This window comes from Orrella marina (genome assembly GCF_003058465.1).
Lineage (GTDB): Bacteria > Pseudomonadota > Gammaproteobacteria > Burkholderiales > Burkholderiaceae_B > Algicoccus > Algicoccus marinus.
Map to the genome: position 1 here is coordinate 1616291 of NZ_CP028901.1, position 18463 is coordinate 1634753.

Consider the following 18463-nt stretch of genomic DNA (forward strand, 5'->3'; position numbering starts at 1 on the left):
GCTCTCCTTCAGGCGTAACCACGCAACATGGCACGGTACGTACCCAACAATGCTTTCTCTTCAATGAACCACGAGACCCACAATTCTTTCAGGGGATCAATGAACGGGAAAGAAGGCGTCAGGTTGCCCGCATAATCAAACTCGACCAGCATCGCCTTGCCGAGCCCGGTCACCATCGGGCATGATGTGTAACCGTTGTAGCTCTTGGGAGAGGTCTCCCCCCGCACCGCCGCAATCATGTGATCCACCGCGACCGGGACTTGCCATTTCACGCTGGCTGCAGTCTTGCCGCGCGGCACACCCGCGACATCACCCACAGCAAAAACATTCGGATAGCGCGGGCTGCGAAGCGTATGACGATCCACTTCAATCCAGCCATCTGCGGCATTGGGTCCGCTCTGCCATGCAAGTGGGCTGTTTCTAACAGCCTGGGGTGCACGCATCGGTGGCACAACGTGGATCATGTCATAGTCGATCGATACCGCGCCTTCAGGGGTGCGGTAAGTAGCCTTGCGGGCATCCGCATCAATCGCTGTGAGTACGTGATTGAACTGAATGTCAATCCCGCGCTCACCAAACATCTGCTTGACTCGCTCGTTGACCGGTGCAATTGCAAACACGCTGTCATTGTGTGCTGCATAAATGATCTTGCAGCTGGAACGTCGCCCCGCCCTGCGCGCCTTGTCATCGGTAATGAAGGTCATTTTCAGCGGTGCACCTGCACATTTCATCTCGGTCGCAGGTCGTCCGAACAGCGCCACACCGCCTTTGCTCAGATACTGATCAATCACCTTGGCCGACGCACCCGCTGCCTGCGGACCGTTGTAGATGCTGGCGATACCCTTCTGTCCGATCAGATCCGTGCTCATCCCTTCAATTGCGCCATAGTCCAGCGAGAGCCCGGTTGTGACAAACAACCAGTCATACTCATGTTTATCGCCCCCCGCTGTAGTGACGCTGTTGCTTTCAGGATCGAACTCGGCAATAAACTCCTCTACCCACCGGACGCCATCAGGTATGTAGCTACGCGTGCTTTCAACAGTCTGGCTTGGCTGCCACCACCCTGCACCGACAAGCGTCCACCCTGGTTGAAAGTAGTGATTCTGGCGCGAATCAAAGATCGTGATCGTTGCGTTGGGCATTTGCTTTCGAAGTCGGGCCGCAATCGACAGTCCCGCCGCGCCAGCGCCCGCAATCACCACCCTAACCCTGTTCTGGGCCATGACTGGCGAACCAGCCCCCCATCCAAGCGCCGCCACTGAGGCGGCCCCGGCTAGAAACTGTCTTCTTTGCATATGCTCCTCTCGATTAAAACAGGTCTGACAGGCTTGTTCTCAAGGTCACCTCATTAACCGGGTGAACAGAAATGACACAAGCTTGCTGAGACTCTATCGATTCAGTATGAACATCTGGCATCTCACGTTCATTCAAGGCAGCACATGCCGCAATCTTGAGTGACGATTCCAAGTCAGCGGTTCTCCGAACCAGGGAATCTGCAAATCGGGTTGTAACCTGCAGATCAATACGTTATTGTGCGGGTCATGTTCCGGGGCGACACTTCCATCCTGAGTCCAGACGGCATCCAGTTTGCCAGCGTTCCGGGCACGTCTGATCCCTACACATTTATTCGACGTTTTTACTATATTAAATTACAAACTGTAATTTTGTAACCTGTTATCACACACACATCATGACTGATTCACTCCGCCCCTCGATGAAGCTTCCTGAAGGCCGCAAAAAGGTGTTGCTGCATTCTTGCTGCGCCCCATGTTCGGGCGAAGTCATGGAGGCCATGGTAGCCAGCGGAATCGAGTTCGATATCTTCTTCTACAACCCAAACATCCACCCAGTCAAGGAGTATGAGATCCGCAAGCAGGAAAATATCCGCTTTGCCGAGCAACACGGCATCGGTTTCATTGATGCTGATTACGACATGGACAACTGGTTCGACCGGATCAAGGGACTCGAAAACGAGCCAGAACGCGGTGAGCGCTGTACGGTTTGTTTTGATATGCGGTTCGAGCGTACAGCGCTTTACGCCTACGAGCACGGTTATGACACCATCACCAGTTCACTCGGCATTTCGCGCTGGAAAGATATGAACCAGATTAATGGAAGTGGCGAACGGGCTGCTGCACGCTACGAGGATCTCATTTACTGGACCTACAACTGGCGTAAGCACGGCGGCTCGCAACGTATGATCGAAATCAGCAAACGAGAGCAGTTCTATCAACAGGAATACTGCGGCTGCGTGTACTCGCTTCGCGACACCAACCGCCATCGTCGCGCACAGGGGCGTGAGCGGATCAAAATCGGTGTCAAGTATTACGGGCGCGAAGAGTCGTTGACAGATACTGGGTCGAGTACCTGATCCGGACGAACGAGCGCCAGACTACGCTCTGCAAGCCACAGCATAAAGCGCTCGCTGGCGAGCACCTGAAATTCGGTCAGTCGCGCCTGGCCGACAGGATCGCCTGAAAGCAATCCGCGAGACGGATGGGCCATGATGAGTGACCCCATCTCGCAGGTATCTAGCCAACGCTGCATCAGATCACCATAAGGCATTGCCGGCCGTGTGAAGTCATACACGCCGGCAAACCCGCGGTTACAGGCAAACCCTCCCGACAAAGCCAGCCGCTCCATGGCTCTGGCACCCAGAGACTCGATCACCAGAGATTTGAACCATTGACGTACACCGGTGGCGAGCAATCCCCGTGTTGAGCGGGTACTGCGTATCCACGGTCTGCGCTGGACTGCGTCACAGCGCTTCTGAAGCTCTGCAATCAACGCTGTGCGAACGACCGGAAGCTGATGCACATGCTGATGCCCGTCCACATAATCAGGCAGGCGCCCAAACAGACGCTCGAAGGCGTCGAACTGTCGAGCGACTGCATGACTGACCCAGGCCGGGGCGATCTTTCGCGCATAGCACGCCACAATCAGCTTGCCCAGAGACGGTTCGACATCCCCGTCACTGAGGTCACCCACCCGTTCGGTCAGATTCAAATGCAGACCGACATCCAGATCCAGTCCGTCCAGCCAGCTGGCACGCTCGCGCAACCCATGCGCGTCGACCAGCACGCTGGCTGCACTTAACCGTCCAGCCTTTGCCAAGTCTACAATGGCGCAATCGACATCCGGGTGCAACCCGTAATCATCCGCACAGATCAAGATGCCTTTCAAATATACCGTCCTAATTTTCTGGTCTCACGCACGAGACATCCCTTACAGGCACACCAGATGAAGCGCCTGATGCGCCAGCTTTTCTGGTTTGTGGTCGTGGGCACGAGTTCTGCACTGGTGCACTGGCTGGTTGTCGTTGCACTGGTCACGCATTTCACCATGAACCCGCTGCTGGCAAATGTCGCGGGCTGGCTGATAGCGTTTGTCGTATCTTTCACTGGACACTATCAACTGACCTTCCGACACCAAAACACTGCAGCGCTATCGGCCGTGAGACGCTTCTTTGCCCTATCAGCCAGTGGGTTTCTGATAAACGAGACATCGTACGCCCTGTTGCTGACTTACACCTCCATCAACTATGAGTGGTTATTGGCCGGTGTCCTGATCGGTGTGGCCTTCCTCACCTTTGTGGCGAGCAAACTCTGGGCTTTTGCGCCGCAACGAGTCACCGGTTGAATGGCCACTCGATCTGCGAACAAGATAAAGCGGACGTCCCTTGACCTCATCATATATTCTGGCAATGTACTCTCCGACCACGCCCAGAGAGAGCAGATTGATCCCGGAAAAGAAGAGCAGGATTGTCACAATGGTTGGCCAGCCAGCGACAGGATTATCGTAGAACATATGTTCGATCACGATGAACATGCCATAGATGAACGAACAGATCGAAACCAGGAATCCAACGATGCTAACTGCACGCAACGGCCAGGTGGTAAAAGAAGTCAGACCGGTGGTTGCCAGACGCCAGAGATTGCCCGCGTTAAACGTACTTTCTCCGCTCATGCGGCTCTGAGGCATATAAACAATGGGTTCTGACCGGAAGCCCACCCAGGCATAGAGACCTTTCATGAAACGGTTACGCTCTGGCAAGCGCAACAAAGCCTCAACGACACGTCGATCCATCAACCGAAAATCGCCGGCGTTCGGAGGCACCTTGACCCGGTTGCCACTGTGCAACATCGAATAAAAAACCCGTGTACCGAGTCGCTTCTTCCATCCCTCGTCCTGACGACTTTCACGAACCGCATAGACCATGTCCACGCCACTTTCCCACTTGCTCACCATGGCCCCGAGCAATTCCGGGGAATGCTGAAGATCCGCATCCATCAGTATGACGACCCCCCCGCCGCCGCCTCTAGTCCAGCAGTCAGAGCGGCCTCCTTCCCGAAGTTGCGGGTGAGTTCGACGTACCGGAAGCCGGGACGACCCGTCCACTTCTGCATCAGACTTGAAGTATCGTCCTGGCTGCCATCATCGACCACAACCACTTCCCAGGATCCAGTCAGTGCAGACAGTTCATTTTGCAGCATCGGCAGCAATACGCGCAGGTTGTCGCGCTCGTTGTAGGCGGGCACAACGCAGGAGATCATCGTGACGGCAATATCACGCGACTCCCGGTCCAGGCAGGCATGGACGGGACCGTCGGCACCCCTTTCCCCAGAGCTGCCTGAAATGCGTTCTTGATGGAGTTCTTGTTGCGACATCTGCTCTGACATCCGGAAAGACACCCAGGTTCTGATTACGGTTTACCGCGGGACATGCATCGGCGCGAGCCGGCCTGTTTCGCCCCGCAACGCTAGTCCCGAATCATACCTTGACATCCGAACCCGCCGCAGCTGCCAGGCGCGCTGAAACGGGCACGGATGCTTTCTGCGAAGTCGGCATCCTACTGCAGGGTTCGCTCAAAAACGAACTGACCGTCCTTGAAGTCAACCGGAACCACATCCTTCGGTCCGAACCGACCTTGCAAAATCAACTTGGCAATCGGATTCTCAAGCTGCTGCTGGATGGCTCGTTTGAGGGGTCTTGCCCCGAACACCGGATCGAATCCGCTGCGTGCCAGCTCGGCCAGTGCGGCAGGCGTGATCTCGAGCTGCATTTCCTGAATCTCGAGTCGCCTGGCCAGCCGCTCGATCTGGATCTCGGCGATCTTTTCGATGTGCCGGTTCTGGAGCGCATGAAAAACCACGACTTCATCAATCCGATTCAGGAACTCGGGCCGGAAGTGAAGCTTGATCTCATCCCACACGACCTCCTTGATCGCGTCATACGGCTTACCAACCATTGACTGGATGTGCTGGGAGCCCAGGTTCGATGTCATGACGATCACGGTATTCCTGAAATCCACGGTCCGGCCCTGGCCGTCTGTCAGACGACCGTCATCGAGCACCTGCAACAGCACGTTAAAGACATCCGGGTGAGCTTTTTCGACTTCATCCAGCAGTATCACGCTGTACGGCTTGCGGCGAACGGCCTCGGTGAGGTAACCACCTTCCTCGTAACCAACGTATCCTGGCGGAGCACCAATCAGTCTCGCCACAGAGTGCTTCTCCATGAACTCGCTCATATCGATACGGATCATGTGCTCGTCCGAATCAAACAGAAAGTCGGCCAAGGCACGGGTGAGCTCGGTCTTGCCAACACCGGTCGGCCCGAGGAACAGGAACGACCCATATGGACGCGACGGATCGGACAGCCCGGCCCGAGAACGGCGAATCGCATCAGCCACCAGACCCACAGCCTCGTCCTGACCCACAACGCGTCGATGCAGACGCTCTTCCATCTGCAAAAGCTTGTCACGCTCACCTTGCATCATCTTGGCCACGGGAATGCCGGTCGCTCTGGAAACCACTTCGGCGATCTCTTCGGCGCCAACCTGGGTGCGCAACAGCGTTGGCTTGGTTGCTTCGTCGCTTTGCGCGCCTTCTGCTGCCTTCAGACGCTCCTCAAGTTGCGGCAGCTTGCCGTACTGAAGCTCTGCAAGCCTGTCATACTGCCCCTTTCGTTGCAGTTCTGCCATCTCGGCGCGAAGTCGCTCGATTTCTTCCTTGATCGCCTGAGTACCCTGAACAGCCGCCTTTTCGCTTTTCCAGATTTCTTCGTAGTCGTTGTACTCGCGCTGCAAGCCTTCAAGCTCGTCCTCAAGCATCTGCAGACGACGTCTGGAGGACTCATCCGTTTCCTTCTTGACCGCCTCGCGCTCGATCTTGAGCTGAATGATCCGCCGCTCAAGCCGGTCCATGACTTCAGGTTTGGAATCAATTTCCATCCGTATCCGCGCAGCCGCCTCGTCAATCAGGTCAATCGCCTTGTCCGGAAGAAAACGGTCCGTGATGTACCGATGCGAAAGTTCAGCTGCTGCAACAATGGCCGGATCGGTGATCTCCACCCCGTGATGGACCTCGTAACGCTCCTGCAGACCACGCAGGATTGCGATGGTAGATTCCACGTCCGGTTCGTTAACCAAAACCTTCTGAAAACGCCTCTCGAGCGCAGCGTCCTTCTCAATGTACTTGCGATACTCATCCAGCGTTGTCGCGCCGATACAGTGCAGTTCGCCTCGGGCTAGCGCCGGCTTGAGCATGTTGCCCGCATCCATCGCACCCTCGGCCTTGCCAGCGCCGACCATGGTGTGGATCTCGTCAATAAAGACGATATTGCTCCCGTCGTCCTGCGCAAGTTCCTTGAGTACTGACTTCAGTCGCTCTTCGAACTCACCTCTGAACTTGGCCCCGGCGAGCAGACTGGCCAGATCCAGCGAGAGCACACGCTTGCCACGCAATGTCTCAGGCACCTCATCATTGACAATACGCTGAGCCAGGCCTTCGACAATGGCGGTTTTGCCCACGCCTGGCTCACCGATGAGCACCGGGTTATTCTTGGTCCGCCGCTGCAGGATCTGTATCGCACGACGAATCTCGTCATCACGTCCGATCACAGGATCGAGCTTGCCAGCGCGCGCGCGCTCGGTCAGGTCAAGCGTGTACTTTGCCAACGCTTCGCGATTGGACTCACCTTGCTGATCAGTCACTGCTTCACCCCCCGTACAGCATCAATCGCTGCCTCCAGAGGCTTACGCTGCAAGCCCGCCTCTGATAGCAGGCGCCCGGCCGGCCCCTTGTCTTCTGTCAAGGACAGCAAGAAAAGCTCAGTCGGAATATAGGTATCACCGCGTTTGCCAGCCTCCTTGTCGGTGCGCGTAAGCACACCCTGAAGTTCACGACTGATTTGCACATTGCCATCGCCCCCCTGGACCTTGGGCAAAACATCGATAGCCTGTTGCAAAGCTGGCGCAAGACGGTTGACGGCCACACCGGCGCGCGCCAGCAGGCTACCCGCCCCGCTCTCACTATCTGCCAGCATGGCCGCGAGCACATGAACCGGCTCGATGTACTGATTATCATTGCGTGCTGCCAGGCTCTGCGCGTCTGCCAGAGCCTGCTGAAACCTGGTTGTGAGTTTGTCGAATCGCATGGTCTGTCCTGTCGTTATCTAATGATCAAGGTGAGTTCACCGTCTGAATGCCAACTAGATGGGGATCTTTGCCAGAATTTCAATGCAACAGCATCTGCCAGAACGTATCATGCTCCCTATGGACAGGTTTGTTCAACTGGAAGCATTTGTGGCGGCAGCCAGCCTGGGCAGCTTTTCTGAAGCAGCCCGAGCCGAAGGCGTGAGTCCGACCCTGATTGGCCGGCGTATTGATGCGCTCGAGGCACGGTTAGGCGTGCGCCTTTTTATTCGTTCCACTCGCAGGCTCTCTCTCACGATGGAAGGTCAGACTTTCCTGGAGGAGGTCCCTTCTCTGCTCGAAGCATTCAGAGAAACAGAGATGCGCATCAGTCAGTCCAGCGCAACACCATCCGGGCTCCTCAGACTCACAGCTCCGGCAGGATTCGGCAGACGTCACGTAGCCCCGCTGCTGCCGGGCCTGCGTGCACGTCACCCTGGCCTGAGCTTCTCGCTGGACTTGAGTGATCATTTCGTGGACCTGGTCTCCCAGCGTGTTGACTGTGCAATCCGGATTGGAGAGCTCAGCGACTCCAGCCTGGTTGGGACTCGTCTGGCGGACAACCAACGCGTAGTCGTGGCATCCCCTCACTACCTGGGCCGTGCCGGCACACCGCAGTCTCCACACGATCTGAAACATCATGAGTGCCTGAGTCTGGCCGCGCACAGTGGGCAGAATCGTGGGTGGCTGTTCAGAATCGATGGCCAGACACAGGCGGTGCGGATACAAGGCTCGATGGCGTGCAGTGACGGTTCAGTGCTACACGCATGGTGCCTGGAAGGTTTCGGACTGGCATGGAGATCACTCTGGGAAGTGAGACAGGACATCCAGGATAAACGCCTGGTGACTGTACTGGACACCTTTCGGGCGCCGCCCAGCGGCATCTTTGCGCTCATGCCTGAACGCCGGCTCACCCCCCCAAAAGTACGCGTTCTCATTGACTGGCTGAAATACCACTATCAACGACCCGATTATTGGCTTGCGTGAGACATTGATCGTGTCTCATGAGGTATGGTGCGTTAATAAGCATTTACTGATGGTGTTTCACAACAGTAGTAGATGCCTTGTCTTCTAAAAAGCTGTTTAACCCCGGTAAACCGTTAAACTTATAGTGATATGACTCAGAAACGCGTTCCGGTGACCGTGAGCTCACCACACTGTTCAACCTGCATGATGGGCAATGTCTGTCTGCCTGCAGGCATGCCAGAAAGAGAGCTCGAGCAGATTGACTTGTTAGTCAAGGAGCGAGTTCGTCTCAAAAAGGGCGATTTGCTCTACCGACAGGAGGAGTCACTCGACGCGCTTTTCGGCCTTCGCACTGGCTCTGTCAAAACGCAACTCGAGGATGCTAGCGGTCAGGTGCAGATCACCGGTTTCTTTCTGCCGGGAGAGGTGATCGGTCTTGACGGCATGCTCGACTCCCTGCACGCGTCCAATGCCGTCGCCATGGAAGACTCGGAGGTCTGTGTAGTCAAGCTCGAAGACATTGATGAGGTCAGCCGCTACGCACCCTCCCTGCAGGGGCAGGTCCGCCGCATCATGAGCAAGGAGATTTCGCGCTCTCACCAGGTCTTGCTGGCTCTGGGTTCCATGCGTTCAGAAGCCCGGCTAGCCGCCTTTCTGATCAATCTCTCACAACGCCTGTCTGCACTGGGATATTCATCCACGGATTTTGTGATGCGCATGAGCAGGGAGGAAATTGGTAATTATCTGGGACTGACGCTTGAGACAGTCAGCCGCCTGTTCTCTCGCTTTGCCCGCGACGGCCTGATCCGGGTCAGCCAGCGCGAGGTGCGTATCCTTGACCTGGACGCACTCAAACAACTAGCAGGACAAGTCTCCTGACAACCTCCTCTTGCGATCCTGGCCAGGCCGACTGATCGGGTGAGCTGAACGACTCACCCGATGCCTCTTACTGTTTGGCTACGCCCGGATACTACTCTGTCAGGAGGCTGGTGGGCTGCCACCGAACATCTTTTCACGTGTGAAGTCAAGTAACTCCTGTTGTGACTCCAAAGCAGAGCGTCCAATCTGAGCAGCCCAGTACTGTTCTCCACCGCCGGCGCGCGCCCACTCGTACAACTTGCGAGTGTAAATCTGCAGATCGTACTCCTGCGTCACACCGATTGCGCCGTGCACTGCGTGAGCAATACTGGCCACTCGTGCAGCGCAAGCGCTTGTCTGCGATTTGGCCAAAGCCGCCTGTAAGGAGCAAGGCTGCCAGTTGACACTACGGGCCCCGATCTGGCTGGCCATGCGCATAGCGTATACGCGCTCGGACATTTCGGTGATCTGCTGCTGCACAGCCTGAAAACGACCAATCGATTTTCCAAACTGCTGACGCTCATTGGCATAGTTCAGTGTCATGGACAGGACCCTATCAGCCACACCCGCCAACTGAATTGCAAGTACCAGTCCAAGACCACTGGCAATCGTACCGACTGGCAAGTTACCAATCGGATCAGGTTGGGTCACCACCACATTGGCATCCAGACAGGCCGGCCCCCCTGTGCGTTCAAGCGTACAGAACGGACTCGAGGTGGCGATCTGGTAAACAGTCTCGCCCGCCTGCACCAGCAACTCGTCTGCCACTGCAACCGCGTTAACAGACTGCGCGACCAGGCGACCCTGTGAGTCAATGTGTCCGAAACCACTAACCGCCATTGATTTGTCAGCACTGACCGGCTGCCCCATCTGCTCGAGCACAGCCCGGGCAAAAAGCGTCGACCCGAACGGAACCACCACAGCATGACGCCCGGCAGCAAACAAAACAGACCAGGCATCGGTCCATCCCAACCCTGCGCCACCGGCTTGCTCGGACAGCATCAAGTCGGCAAACCCCGAATCGGCAATTGAACCCCAGAGCCGGTGCGAGTCACCGCCTGCCTCGATCTCGCGAATCACGCCTGGCGTGCAAATCTCGGCAAGTTGCCGGTCCATGGTGTCAAACAGTTCATTCTGCATGTCGATTACCTCAATCCAAGACCACGGGCGATGATGCCTCGCAGGATCTCACGCGTGCCACCACGCAACGAGAACGTCACGCCCATCTGTTCCAGATAAGCAAGGGTTCTGATTAGCTCGGCGGATGCTTCAAAGTCAGGGCGTGCAGCCAGCCAGCTTGCGATCTCCCGAATGACCTTCTGTTCAAAATCCGTTCCATAGTCCTTGACCAGGGATGCCTGAACAGCCGGGCTCTGACCATTGACCAGCTCTTGCGTGACTGCCAGTGACATGCCTCGAAGGACCGCCATCTCACCCAGCAATTGCCCGAGCAGACAATCAGTGCCCGCATCAGAGCGTCGTGCCGCCCTGACTTCGTCAACCCAGAGTCTGAGTAGCGCCATGCTGGAGTAGATCCGCTCTGGGCCACTACGCTCAAACGCAAGCTCAGCATTGACCTGTTCCCAGCCCTGCCCCTCCGTTCCAATGAGAGCATCCTCCTGCAACTGGACGTTCTCGAAGAAAACCTCATTGAAATGGGCATCACCTGCCATATCAACAATCGGACGGACCGTCACACCTGGCAGCGACAGATCAACGATCATCTGCGAGAGGCCTCTATGCCGATCGGCTGCCTGACCGCTGGTACGCACCAGGGCGATCATGTAATGGCAATGGTGTGCAACTGTGGTCCAGATCTTGCTACCGTTGAGCAGCCAGCCCTTCTCGTTCCGTTCGGCCCGGGTACGGATACTGGCCAGATCAGAACCCGAATTTGGCTCGCTCATTCCAATGCAGAAGAAAGCCTCGCCCCGACAAACTCTGGGGACATAAAAGGACTTTTGATCATCCGTTCCATAGCGCATGACAAGTGGCGCGCTTTGTCGATCGGCAATCCAGTGTGCAGCCACAGGAGCGCCAGCAACCAGCAACTCCTCGGACAGCACAAAGCGAGAAAAGTAGTCCTTTCCTGCCCCGCCATGGCTCTGTGGAATAGTCAGGCCCAGCCAGCCGCGTTCAGCCAGTTTGCGGCTAAAGGACTCATCTGCCCCCATCCACGAGCGTGCCCGCTCGCTTGGCGGCGTGCTCGCCATTTGCTCGTCCAGGAACTGGCGCACTTGCACCCGGAACGAGTCGAGCGCCTCAGGCTCGCTAACATAATCCAGCGGTTTTAGCATCATCCCAAAAGTCTCCAGTGATTCACTCAGTTATGATCAGAGCACCCGTATACGGATCTGGGTTTGAAAAACCTGAGCAGTGGTCTGCGATCTGCGCTGACAAAGAGCCCGCAAGACAAACCAGCAAGCTGCAAACAAGGGGTCCGTAAACCGGAAGCAGGTTTACTCCTGCCGCCTGCCTTGCCAGATCACTTCGCTGCAACCCCGCTAACGACAGCCCAACCAATTGCCACCCATGACAAACGTTTCATCCCCATTTCCCGACAGCACAACAACTCAGACTGCTCTGCAGGGTATTCGTATTGTGGACTTGACAGCAGTGGTCTTTGGCCCCATGGCCAGCCAGACGCTGGCTGATTATGGTGCCGAAGTCATCAAGGTTGAATCACCCGCTGGTGACTCAACCCGATACACAGGACCTTCACACACCCGCGGACTGTCAGCCATCTTTCTTGGCGTCAATCGTAACAAGAAAAGCCTCTGTCTGGATTTGAAGCAAGCGGGCGCCAGAGAAGCACTTCTGAAGCTGATCGACACGGCTGATGTCCTCATGCACAGTATGCGGCCCCAGAAAATGCAGGCACTTGGTCTGGACGCAAAGGCGCTTTGTGCACGCAACCCGAAGCTGGTGTATGCCGGACTTTACGGATTTGGTGAAGGAGGCGCCTATGCCGGCAAGCCAGCGTATGACGACCTGATTCAGGGAATGAGTGGCGTGGTCGATCTGGTTCAGCAACAGTCGGGGCAGGCTCGATACTTCCCGACCATCGCCGCAGACAAGACCTGCGCCATGGCAGCGACCCATGCCATTCTCGCGGCCTTGTTCCAGCGCGAACGAACTGGCCGCGGACAGTTCATCGAGATCCCGATGTTTGAAACCATGACGTCATATCTGCTGGTAGAGCATCTTTACGGCCATCAACTGCCAGACACAGGCGCTGGTACCGGCTACCCAAGGGCACTCACTCAATGGAGGCAACCCTACGCCAGTTCGGATGGGCTGGTCTGTGTCATGCCCTACACTGATCAGCACTGGCAGAAGTTTTTTCTTGCTGCAGGATACCCTGAACACGCCGGGGACCCCCGGTTTGCAAACATAGAAGCACGGACTGAACATATTGCCTATGTTTATGAAACGCTGGGAAAAATCGTGGCCACACAGCCGACAGATTACTGGGTCGAACTGTGCGAGAGAACCCAGATTCCGGCCGCCCCAGTCAATCGCCTGGACGACCTGGAGTCCGACCCTCACCTGCAAAGCGTCGGGTTCTTCAAGGATGTACCCGGGACGGATGGTCATCCATACCGCTTCGTGCGCAATCCTGTCAGGATGCAGAATTCTTATGTTGAGCCTGGTCTGGCGCCCCAGCTTGGTCAGCACACGACAGAGGTGCTGGCACAAGCGGGTCTAGGAGAAGAGGAAATCAAAGCGCTTCTCGAACAGGGATCCGCCAAACAGGCCGAATAAAAAATGAGAGAGGATTACTACATCAGGAAGGCCAAACCGCGAGTCGACTGACATGGACGTGATCATCTGCGCCTCATGGGAGGCAGGAATGTCCCGGTTGTCGCGCTCAGGGTCAGGATATTCCTTTGGAGAGTGCACCACGACCCGAAGCCTTGGCCCACGCGCCAAGCCACAGTCATGTAGACCTTTCATACAAAACCCGGGACTTCGTGATAAGAATATGAACCACGATTTGCCTGGTAGAAAGGGAACGCAAACGCGACCGACGTTCACATTCCCTTTTGTAGGCCATTAATAATAATGGGGATCAGATTGTGCCATCCAGGCACGATAGGGTTCAAGACCCAGTTCCCGCCCGAAGTTGGGCGTAGCCTTGATTCCTTTTCGGTCTTCCCAGGCAAGCGCAAAGTCTTCGTACTGAAATGCATCGCTAAACCCGATACTACTGGTGTCTTCAAGGCTGGCAGCAAAAAAGAGCCTGTCAATTCGTGCCCAGTAGATTGCACTCATACACATCGGGCATGGCGCTGCATTCACATAGATTTCACAACCGGCAAGCATTTTGGCTCGTTGCTATACCAGATCGGGTGACCCGGGGGAGGAGGAATCCGCTCTAGCAACGTGCCCTCTTCCGTACCGGCTCCAAGCAAGGCCTTCGGGTTCAAACGTTGGGACGCATCAATAATCGCAGTAACTTCAGCGTGGTAGACCGGCACCCCTGTCAAAAGCACCCGGTTCTGTCCCCTGCCAATGATTTCCCCATCTTTCACAACAACAGCCCCGAAGGGGCCACCCCAGCCCTTTTCAACCGACTCCATGGCAAGGCGACTAGCCTCCTCCATGAACTTGAGCCGATCAGGTGGAATAGCGGCAGTTGTTGCGGCAGCGGCAGCAGATGCTGGCATGCCGGCAGCCATTGAAACACCGGCAACGGAAGCAGTCGCATAACGACAAAAATCACGTCTGTTATGGTTGTGAGAAGCGTTATGATGATCCATGGTCATACCTGTCCTTTCTCGTTGCGGAGGGGCTTTCGACGATTGGATGCTACACGAATTTCTTCTTGCCGTGAATGCTCGATATCGACAATGTGAGGTACGAGTGATGTGCGATGAGTCAAGTTACTGTTCGGTGTCAAAATGACCCAAAGAATTTCCCGACCCCCAGCAACAGTACGCCGCAACTTGATTCGCTCTCATGATGCAGATTATCTGCAAGCGCCAGACATAAGAATTACCTTACAGGCATATTAAGAACGAAGTTACCTTTCTGATCGACATGAGCTCTTCCACCATTGCTAAACTCCTTGCGTCGTTGTAGCGGGGGTTTCACGGGTCACAGACTTTTACTTGGCGCGTTGCCGCGCCAGCGGTTCTGGTCTCGCCGCCACGCCTGTTCCTGGCGTGTGCGCATCGATGAGACCCCCCATGCGCTGTTTTGATCGCGCTGCATCGTATGCCCGCATTGCGGCCCTGGGATGCAGCGGGACTTGCACCCGCAAAACATCGGTCAATAGACAATGAGTGTCACTGACGCATCATTGAAAGGCCTTGCACAAACATCAGAAATCAATGTCGGAATCCGTCTGCGCTGACTTGTCCGGCAACATCAGCACCGTAAGCAGACTCGACAGCGCTGTCATCCCCCAGAAGGCAAAAAATCCCATGGCATATAGCCACTCCCGCGAGGGACGGATATGACCAAATATGGCCACATCAAGCGGATCGATAAAAGCAAATACAACCGCACTGCCAACTCCGGCCAGCAGAAAGGAGGGCCAGAGAATCAGCATGATGGAGCGAGCGTTCATGGACGCACTCCTTATTCAGCGATCGCAGAGGAGGAAGGACTCTTGTTCGAGGGTTTCTCGACCAGCAATCCTCGCTTGACGCCACCATCATAGATAGGCTGATCAGAGAAGTTCTGAAGCGCCAGCGTGATCGTGATCGCACATCCGACGATGGCGACTGCAGGGCCAAGCATCAACAGCCATGGCCACCGCTCACGATACCAGGGTGTCGGGGCACGGTTGTCACGATCGGTCATTGTGGTCTCCTTCTATTATCTGGGAAAGATGAAACTCGAGGCTTCACGTACTTCGGTGACCGCATCGCTGGAGCCATCAGCTAAGCGAGACGTGGTCACAAACTCGATCGGATACGAGCCTGGCTCAACCTGGCTATCGTAGGGAGTCTGAACAACGACCGGCAATAGATAGTTGGCTGCCGCAGGCACTTCGATCCCTTGCGCTGGCCCCTCTCCACCGCGCCCGACCCCCACAGTCATGTCGGGCAGACCAACGGCAGATATGTCAAGTACCAGCGGAGATTCAGACGAATTCAGAATTTGAAGTCGATAAACGTTCTCGATCAGTCCACCTGGAACCTCTCGCCCAAGTGAACCCCGGTCACGAATCACATCGACACGTAAAGTCGTACGGGTCGCCAGCGATCCAAAAAACACGGCAATAATGATAATCATCAGCGTGGAGTAAATCAGGATACGCGGCCTGAACAAGCGCTTTCGCACCTGTTGGTCGCTCATTCCCTCTTCGATCCCCCGCTCACTCGTGTAGCGAATCAGCCCTTTCGGATAATCGACCTTTTCCATCACCTGGTTACAGGCGTCGATACAGGCTCCGCAACCGATGCACATGTACTGCAAACCCTTGCGAATATCGATGCCGGTCGGACAGACCTGCACGCATATGCTGCAATCCACGCAGTCGCCCAGGCCCGCAGCCTTGTGGTCGACTTTGCGCGAGCGCGCACCACGGGGCTCTCCCCGCTTGTGATCGTAGGTAACCACATAGGTGTCATGGTCCACCATGACACTCTGAAATCTTGCGTACGGACACATGTACTTGCAGACCTGCTCACGCAGAAATCCCGCATTGCCCCAAGTCGCGAAGCTGTAGAAAAACAGCCAGAACCACTGCCAGGGACCGAGCGACAGCGCGACCAGATCCGCCCCAAGCGAACGGATCGGTGCAAAGTATCCGATAAATGTAAAACCCGTCCAGAACGCCACCACAATCCAGAGCAGGTGTTTGGTGGCCTTGATACGTAATTTCCTGACACCCAGGGGCGACTCGTCAAGGCGGATCCGGGCAACGCGATCGCCCTCCACCTTGCGTTCGATCCACATGAAAATCTCGGTATATACGGTCTGCGGACAGGCATACCCACAGAAGAGCCGGCCAGCGACTGCTGTGAAGAGAAAGAGTGCGAGCGCCGAGATGATCAACAACAAGGTCAGATAGATCACATCCTGTGGCCAAAGAACCATGCCGAAGATGTAGAACTTACGCGCCCCAAGATCAAACAGGACTGCCTGGCGGTCGTTCCACTGCAACCAGGGCAGACCGTAATACAGTAACTGTGTCAGAACAACCAGAACAATCCGCCACTGCGCAAACCATCCGGTTACCGATCGCGGATAAATCTTGCGGCGAACATCCCTGAGCGTTTCCTCAAGCGACTCCGAGCCGGGGCGCACTTTCTTGGCGCCCGGGGGCCGCCATGGCGGCGGCTGCTCGGATTCTGCCTGAGGAGCCGGGTGCTCGGGTTGACCTGACGTGGACATACGCTTCTGACTCCAGCTTACTGTGCGGTGCTGACAACTGCCGCACCATCACGGTGCGTCAGTCCCCAGACCCAGGCGGTCAACATGCGGATCTGCTCGGGTGACAGAATGGCTTCCTGAGCGGGCATCCGGTTATTCAGGCCGTTCATGATGGCCTCCACAATCCTGCGCTCGGAACTACCATAAAGCCAGACACCATCAGTCAGATTGGGTGCACCGAGCATCTTATTACCCTTGCCGTCAACCCCGTGGCAGGCCACGCAGTTTGTGTCAAAGGCTCTCTTGCCACGAATGGCTGCCAGCTGGTTATGAGCCAGTCCAGAGAGCGAGCGCACATACTGGGCGATGTCGGTTGCGGTTGCGCCATCAATCACACCGTTAAACGAAGGCATGATGCCGTTGCGACCCTTGGAGATTGTCTCCGTAATCGCTTCTGGCGTGCGCGGGTAGAGTGAGTCGCCGTCAACCAGATTCGGGAAGCTTGCACTGCCCCGCGCATCCGATCCGTGGCACTGCGCACAGTAGTTCAGAAACAGGCGTTGACCAATTTGCTGGGCTTCCGGATTCTTTGCAAGCTGCTCGACCGAGATGCCGTCAAACTTGGCGTAAGTCGGACGGACAGACTCGGCATAAGCCTGGGATCGCTGTTCAAGTTCCTGCTCAGTCGTGTAACCGAGCACACCGGAGTAACTACCCAGACCGGGGAACAGAAACAGATAGCCCAGACCAAACACGCACATCAGGATGTACATGATGGTCCACCAGCGAGGCACCGGATTGTTCAACTCACGCAGGTCGCCATCCCACACGTGACCGGTGTCACCCACATCACCTTCCTTGGTGATCTTGAGCCACTTTCTCTGTGAAACCAGCAGCCACAGACACCAGGCAATACCCAGCAAGGTGACTGCGGCAATGAATATGCCCCAGAATCCACTCGTAAAGTCGTTCATGGCTTCTTTACCTCATCGTCTTTTGTCTGTTTTGCCTGGGTCGCCTCGTCGGGCAGATCAAAAGGCAAATTCGCAGCCTGTTCGTTGTCCTTCTTGCGACGGGCAGAAAACGCCCACCACACGATTCCAAAGAACAGGACCATGGCGAGAATGGTCGCTATCGCGTTCAGAATCGCCATGGTCAGTTAGCCTTCTGCTGCGCTGCGCGTTCCTCAGCCTGACGCTGCAGCATGGCTTCCCGCACACCTGCACCCAGACTTTGCAGATAAGCCACGACGGCGTCTTCCTCCGTCTTGCCTACGAGCGCTTCAGGCGCCTGACTGATCTGCTCATCTGAATACGGCACACCCATGACGCGCAGAACTTCCATGCGCCGTGCGACATCCATGTTCTCAACCGACCTGCGTGCCAGCCACGGGTAGTTCGGCATGTTGGACTCAGGCACCACATCACGAGGATTGCGCAGGTGAATGCGATGCCACTCGTCCGAATAGCGTCCGCCAATACGGGCAAGATCCGGACCAGTGCGCTTCGAGCCCCACAAGAAGGGGTGGTCGTACACCGACTCACCCGCTATGGAGTAATCACCATAACGCTGGACTTCGGCGCGCAACATGCGAACCTGTTGCGAGTGGCAGCCCACACACCCTTCACGGATGTAGATGTCACGCCCGACGAGCTCGAGCGGCTCATAAGGCTTGACACCGGGCGCAGCCTGAGTCGTCGAGTACTGGAAGAACAGCGGAACGATCTGAACCAGACCCGCGAACACCACTACGGTGAAGCTCGCGATAATCATCCAGCCGATATTCTTCTCGAGCGTCTCGTGAGAAAAGAAAGGAGTTTTCTGATCACTCATTGT

General features: G+C 56.0%; 17 protein-coding genes and 2 pseudogenes. 5 read left to right on the plus strand and 14 right to left on the minus strand.

The genetic code is table 11. From position 1 onward, the window contains the following. Positions 1–8: 8 nt before the first annotated feature. Entirely contained in the window at positions 9–1295 is a 1287-nt protein-coding gene (locus tag DBV39_RS07215; protein ID WP_108620963.1) for an NAD(P)/FAD-dependent oxidoreductase, read from the minus strand. Positions 1296–1690: 395 nt separating this feature from the next. Between DBV39_RS07215 and DBV39_RS07220 the strand changes: the two genes are divergently transcribed. Continuing rightward, complete coding sequence (locus tag DBV39_RS07220) at positions 1691–2371, plus strand: epoxyqueuosine reductase QueH (protein ID WP_108620964.1); 681 nt, start codon at positions 1691–1693, stop codon at positions 2369–2371. Here the strand turns inward: DBV39_RS07220 and DBV39_RS07225 are convergent. Continuing rightward, positions 2326–3183, minus strand: a complete 858-nt coding sequence (locus DBV39_RS07225) for a ChbG/HpnK family deacetylase (protein WP_159078856.1) — start codon at positions 3181–3183, stop codon at positions 2326–2328. The genes DBV39_RS07220 and DBV39_RS07225 overlap by 46 nt on opposite strands. A 57-nt stretch (positions 3184–3240) precedes the next feature. Between DBV39_RS07225 and DBV39_RS07230 the strand changes: the two genes are divergently transcribed. Continuing rightward, positions 3241–3639, plus strand: a complete 399-nt coding sequence (locus tag DBV39_RS07230; RefSeq protein WP_108620966.1) for a GtrA family protein — start codon at positions 3241–3243, stop codon at positions 3637–3639. Here the strand turns inward: DBV39_RS07230 and DBV39_RS07235 are convergent. Together DBV39_RS07235 and clpB are read right to left on the minus strand one after the other, a co-directional pair. Next, positions 3550–4553 (minus strand): annotated as a pseudogene (locus tag DBV39_RS07235) (glycosyltransferase family 2 protein). The gene DBV39_RS07230 and the pseudogene DBV39_RS07235 overlap by 90 nt on opposite strands. 296 nt (positions 4554–4849) lie before the next feature. Continuing rightward, positions 4850–7437 (minus strand): annotated as a pseudogene (gene clpB / locus DBV39_RS07240) (ATP-dependent chaperone ClpB). A 118-nt stretch (positions 7438–7555) separates the two neighbouring features. Here clpB and DBV39_RS07245 point away from each other — a divergent pair. Then, complete coding sequence (locus DBV39_RS07245; RefSeq protein WP_108623153.1) at positions 7556–8461, plus strand: LysR family transcriptional regulator; 906 nt, start codon at positions 7556–7558, stop codon at positions 8459–8461. 129 nt (positions 8462–8590) lie between these two features. Next, the gene (locus DBV39_RS07250; RefSeq protein WP_227870851.1) at positions 8591–9319 is read left to right on the plus strand and encodes a helix-turn-helix domain-containing protein; all 729 of its coding nucleotides are present in this window, start codon (positions 8591–8593) and stop codon (positions 9317–9319) included. A gap of 99 nt (positions 9320–9418) precedes the next feature. Here the strand turns inward: DBV39_RS07250 and DBV39_RS07255 are convergent, their stop codons facing one another. Both DBV39_RS07255 and DBV39_RS07260 read right to left on the minus strand, forming a co-directional pair. Next, positions 9419–10438, minus strand: coding sequence for an acyl-CoA dehydrogenase family protein (locus tag DBV39_RS07255; RefSeq protein ID WP_108620968.1), 1020 nt, complete (start codon positions 10436–10438; stop codon positions 9419–9421). 5 nt (positions 10439–10443) lie between these two features. Then, positions 10444–11595 (minus strand): acyl-CoA dehydrogenase family protein, encoded by a 1152-nt coding sequence (locus DBV39_RS07260; RefSeq protein ID WP_108623154.1) that lies wholly within the window; start codon positions 11593–11595, stop codon positions 10444–10446. Between the two features lie 235 nt (positions 11596–11830). Here DBV39_RS07260 and DBV39_RS07265 point away from each other — a divergent pair, with 235 nt between their 5' ends. Next, complete coding sequence (locus tag DBV39_RS07265) at positions 11831–13063, plus strand: CaiB/BaiF CoA transferase family protein (RefSeq protein WP_108620969.1); 1233 nt, start codon at positions 11831–11833, stop codon at positions 13061–13063. A 291-nt stretch (positions 13064–13354) separates the two neighbouring features. Here the strand turns inward: DBV39_RS07265 and DBV39_RS20265 are convergent, their stop codons facing one another. The 8 genes from DBV39_RS20265 to ccoO form a co-directional block, all read right to left on the minus strand. After that, positions 13355–13573 (minus strand): tRNA-specific adenosine deaminase, encoded by a 219-nt coding sequence (locus tag DBV39_RS20265; protein ID WP_265416042.1) that lies wholly within the window; start codon positions 13571–13573, stop codon positions 13355–13357. A 23-nt stretch (positions 13574–13596) separates the two neighbouring features. Next, complete coding sequence (locus tag DBV39_RS20270; RefSeq protein ID WP_265416043.1) at positions 13597–14061, minus strand: deaminase; 465 nt, start codon at positions 14059–14061, stop codon at positions 13597–13599. 563 nt (positions 14062–14624) lie between these two features. Next, positions 14625–14873 (minus strand): hypothetical protein, encoded by a 249-nt coding sequence (locus DBV39_RS07280; RefSeq protein WP_108620970.1) that lies wholly within the window; start codon positions 14871–14873, stop codon positions 14625–14627. 11 nt (positions 14874–14884) lie between these two features. After that, complete coding sequence (locus tag DBV39_RS07285; RefSeq protein WP_108620971.1) at positions 14885–15109, minus strand: FixH family protein; 225 nt, start codon at positions 15107–15109, stop codon at positions 14885–14887. A 15-nt stretch (positions 15110–15124) separates the two neighbouring features. Continuing rightward, positions 15125–16648, minus strand: coding sequence for a cytochrome c oxidase accessory protein CcoG (gene ccoG, locus DBV39_RS07290; protein WP_108620972.1), 1524 nt, complete (start codon positions 16646–16648; stop codon positions 15125–15127). Between the two features lie 17 nt (positions 16649–16665). Beyond that, positions 16666–17601: a cytochrome-c oxidase, cbb3-type subunit III gene (gene ccoP / locus DBV39_RS07295; RefSeq protein WP_108620973.1), complete on the minus strand. Its 936-nt coding sequence runs from the start codon at positions 17599–17601 to the stop codon at positions 16666–16668. Beyond that, a complete protein-coding gene (locus DBV39_RS07300; RefSeq protein WP_108620974.1) occupies positions 17598–17780 on the minus strand; it encodes a cbb3-type cytochrome oxidase subunit 3 in 183 nt (60 codons plus the stop codon). The genes ccoP and DBV39_RS07300 overlap by 4 nt, the downstream gene beginning before the upstream one ends. A gap of 2 nt (positions 17781–17782) precedes the next feature. Beyond that, positions 17783–18460 (minus strand): cytochrome-c oxidase, cbb3-type subunit II, encoded by a 678-nt coding sequence (gene ccoO, locus DBV39_RS07305; protein ID WP_108620975.1) that lies wholly within the window; start codon positions 18458–18460, stop codon positions 17783–17785. Positions 18461–18463 lie beyond the last annotated feature (3 nt).

Bases quoted from the DNA above. Each gene is read 5' to 3' on its own strand.
- DBV39_RS20270 (WP_265416043.1), bottom strand. From the start codon at position 14,061: ATGGATCATCATAACGCTTCTCACAACCATAACAGACGTGATTTTTGT.
- DBV39_RS20265 (WP_265416042.1), bottom strand. From the start codon at position 13,573: ATGAGTGCAATCTACTGGGCACGAATTGACAGGCTCTTTTTTGCTGCC.
- DBV39_RS07280 (WP_108620970.1), bottom strand. From the start codon at position 14,873: ATGAACGCTCGCTCCATCATGCTGATTCTCTGGCCCTCCTTTCTGCTG.
- DBV39_RS07285 (WP_108620971.1), bottom strand. From the start codon at position 15,109: ATGACCGATCGTGACAACCGTGCCCCGACACCCTGGTATCGTGAGCGG.
- DBV39_RS07245 (WP_108623153.1), top strand. From the start codon at position 7,556: ATGGACAGGTTTGTTCAACTGGAAGCATTTGTGGCGGCAGCCAGCCTG.
- DBV39_RS07220 (WP_108620964.1), top strand. From the start codon at position 1,691: ATGACTGATTCACTCCGCCCCTCGATGAAGCTTCCTGAAGGCCGCAAA.
- DBV39_RS07265 (WP_108620969.1), top strand. From the start codon at position 11,831: ATGACAAACGTTTCATCCCCATTTCCCGACAGCACAACAACTCAGACT.
- DBV39_RS07230 (WP_108620966.1), top strand. From the start codon at position 3,241: ATGAAGCGCCTGATGCGCCAGCTTTTCTGGTTTGTGGTCGTGGGCACG.
- ccoG (WP_108620972.1), bottom strand. From the start codon at position 16,648: ATGTCCACGTCAGGTCAACCCGAGCACCCGGCTCCTCAGGCAGAATCC.
- DBV39_RS07260 (WP_108623154.1), bottom strand. From the start codon at position 11,595: ATGCTAAAACCGCTGGATTATGTTAGCGAGCCTGAGGCGCTCGACTCG.
- DBV39_RS07300 (WP_108620974.1), bottom strand. From the start codon at position 17,780: ATGGCGATTCTGAACGCGATAGCGACCATTCTCGCCATGGTCCTGTTC.
- ccoP (WP_108620973.1), bottom strand. From the start codon at position 17,601: ATGAACGACTTTACGAGTGGATTCTGGGGCATATTCATTGCCGCAGTC.
- DBV39_RS07215 (WP_108620963.1), bottom strand. From the start codon at position 1,295: ATGCAAAGAAGACAGTTTCTAGCCGGGGCCGCCTCAGTGGCGGCGCTT.
- DBV39_RS07250 (WP_227870851.1), top strand. From the start codon at position 8,591: ATGACTCAGAAACGCGTTCCGGTGACCGTGAGCTCACCACACTGTTCA.
- DBV39_RS07255 (WP_108620968.1), bottom strand. From the start codon at position 10,438: ATGCAGAATGAACTGTTTGACACCATGGACCGGCAACTTGCCGAGATT.
- ccoO (WP_108620975.1), bottom strand. From the start codon at position 18,460: ATGAGTGATCAGAAAACTCCTTTCTTTTCTCACGAGACGCTCGAGAAG.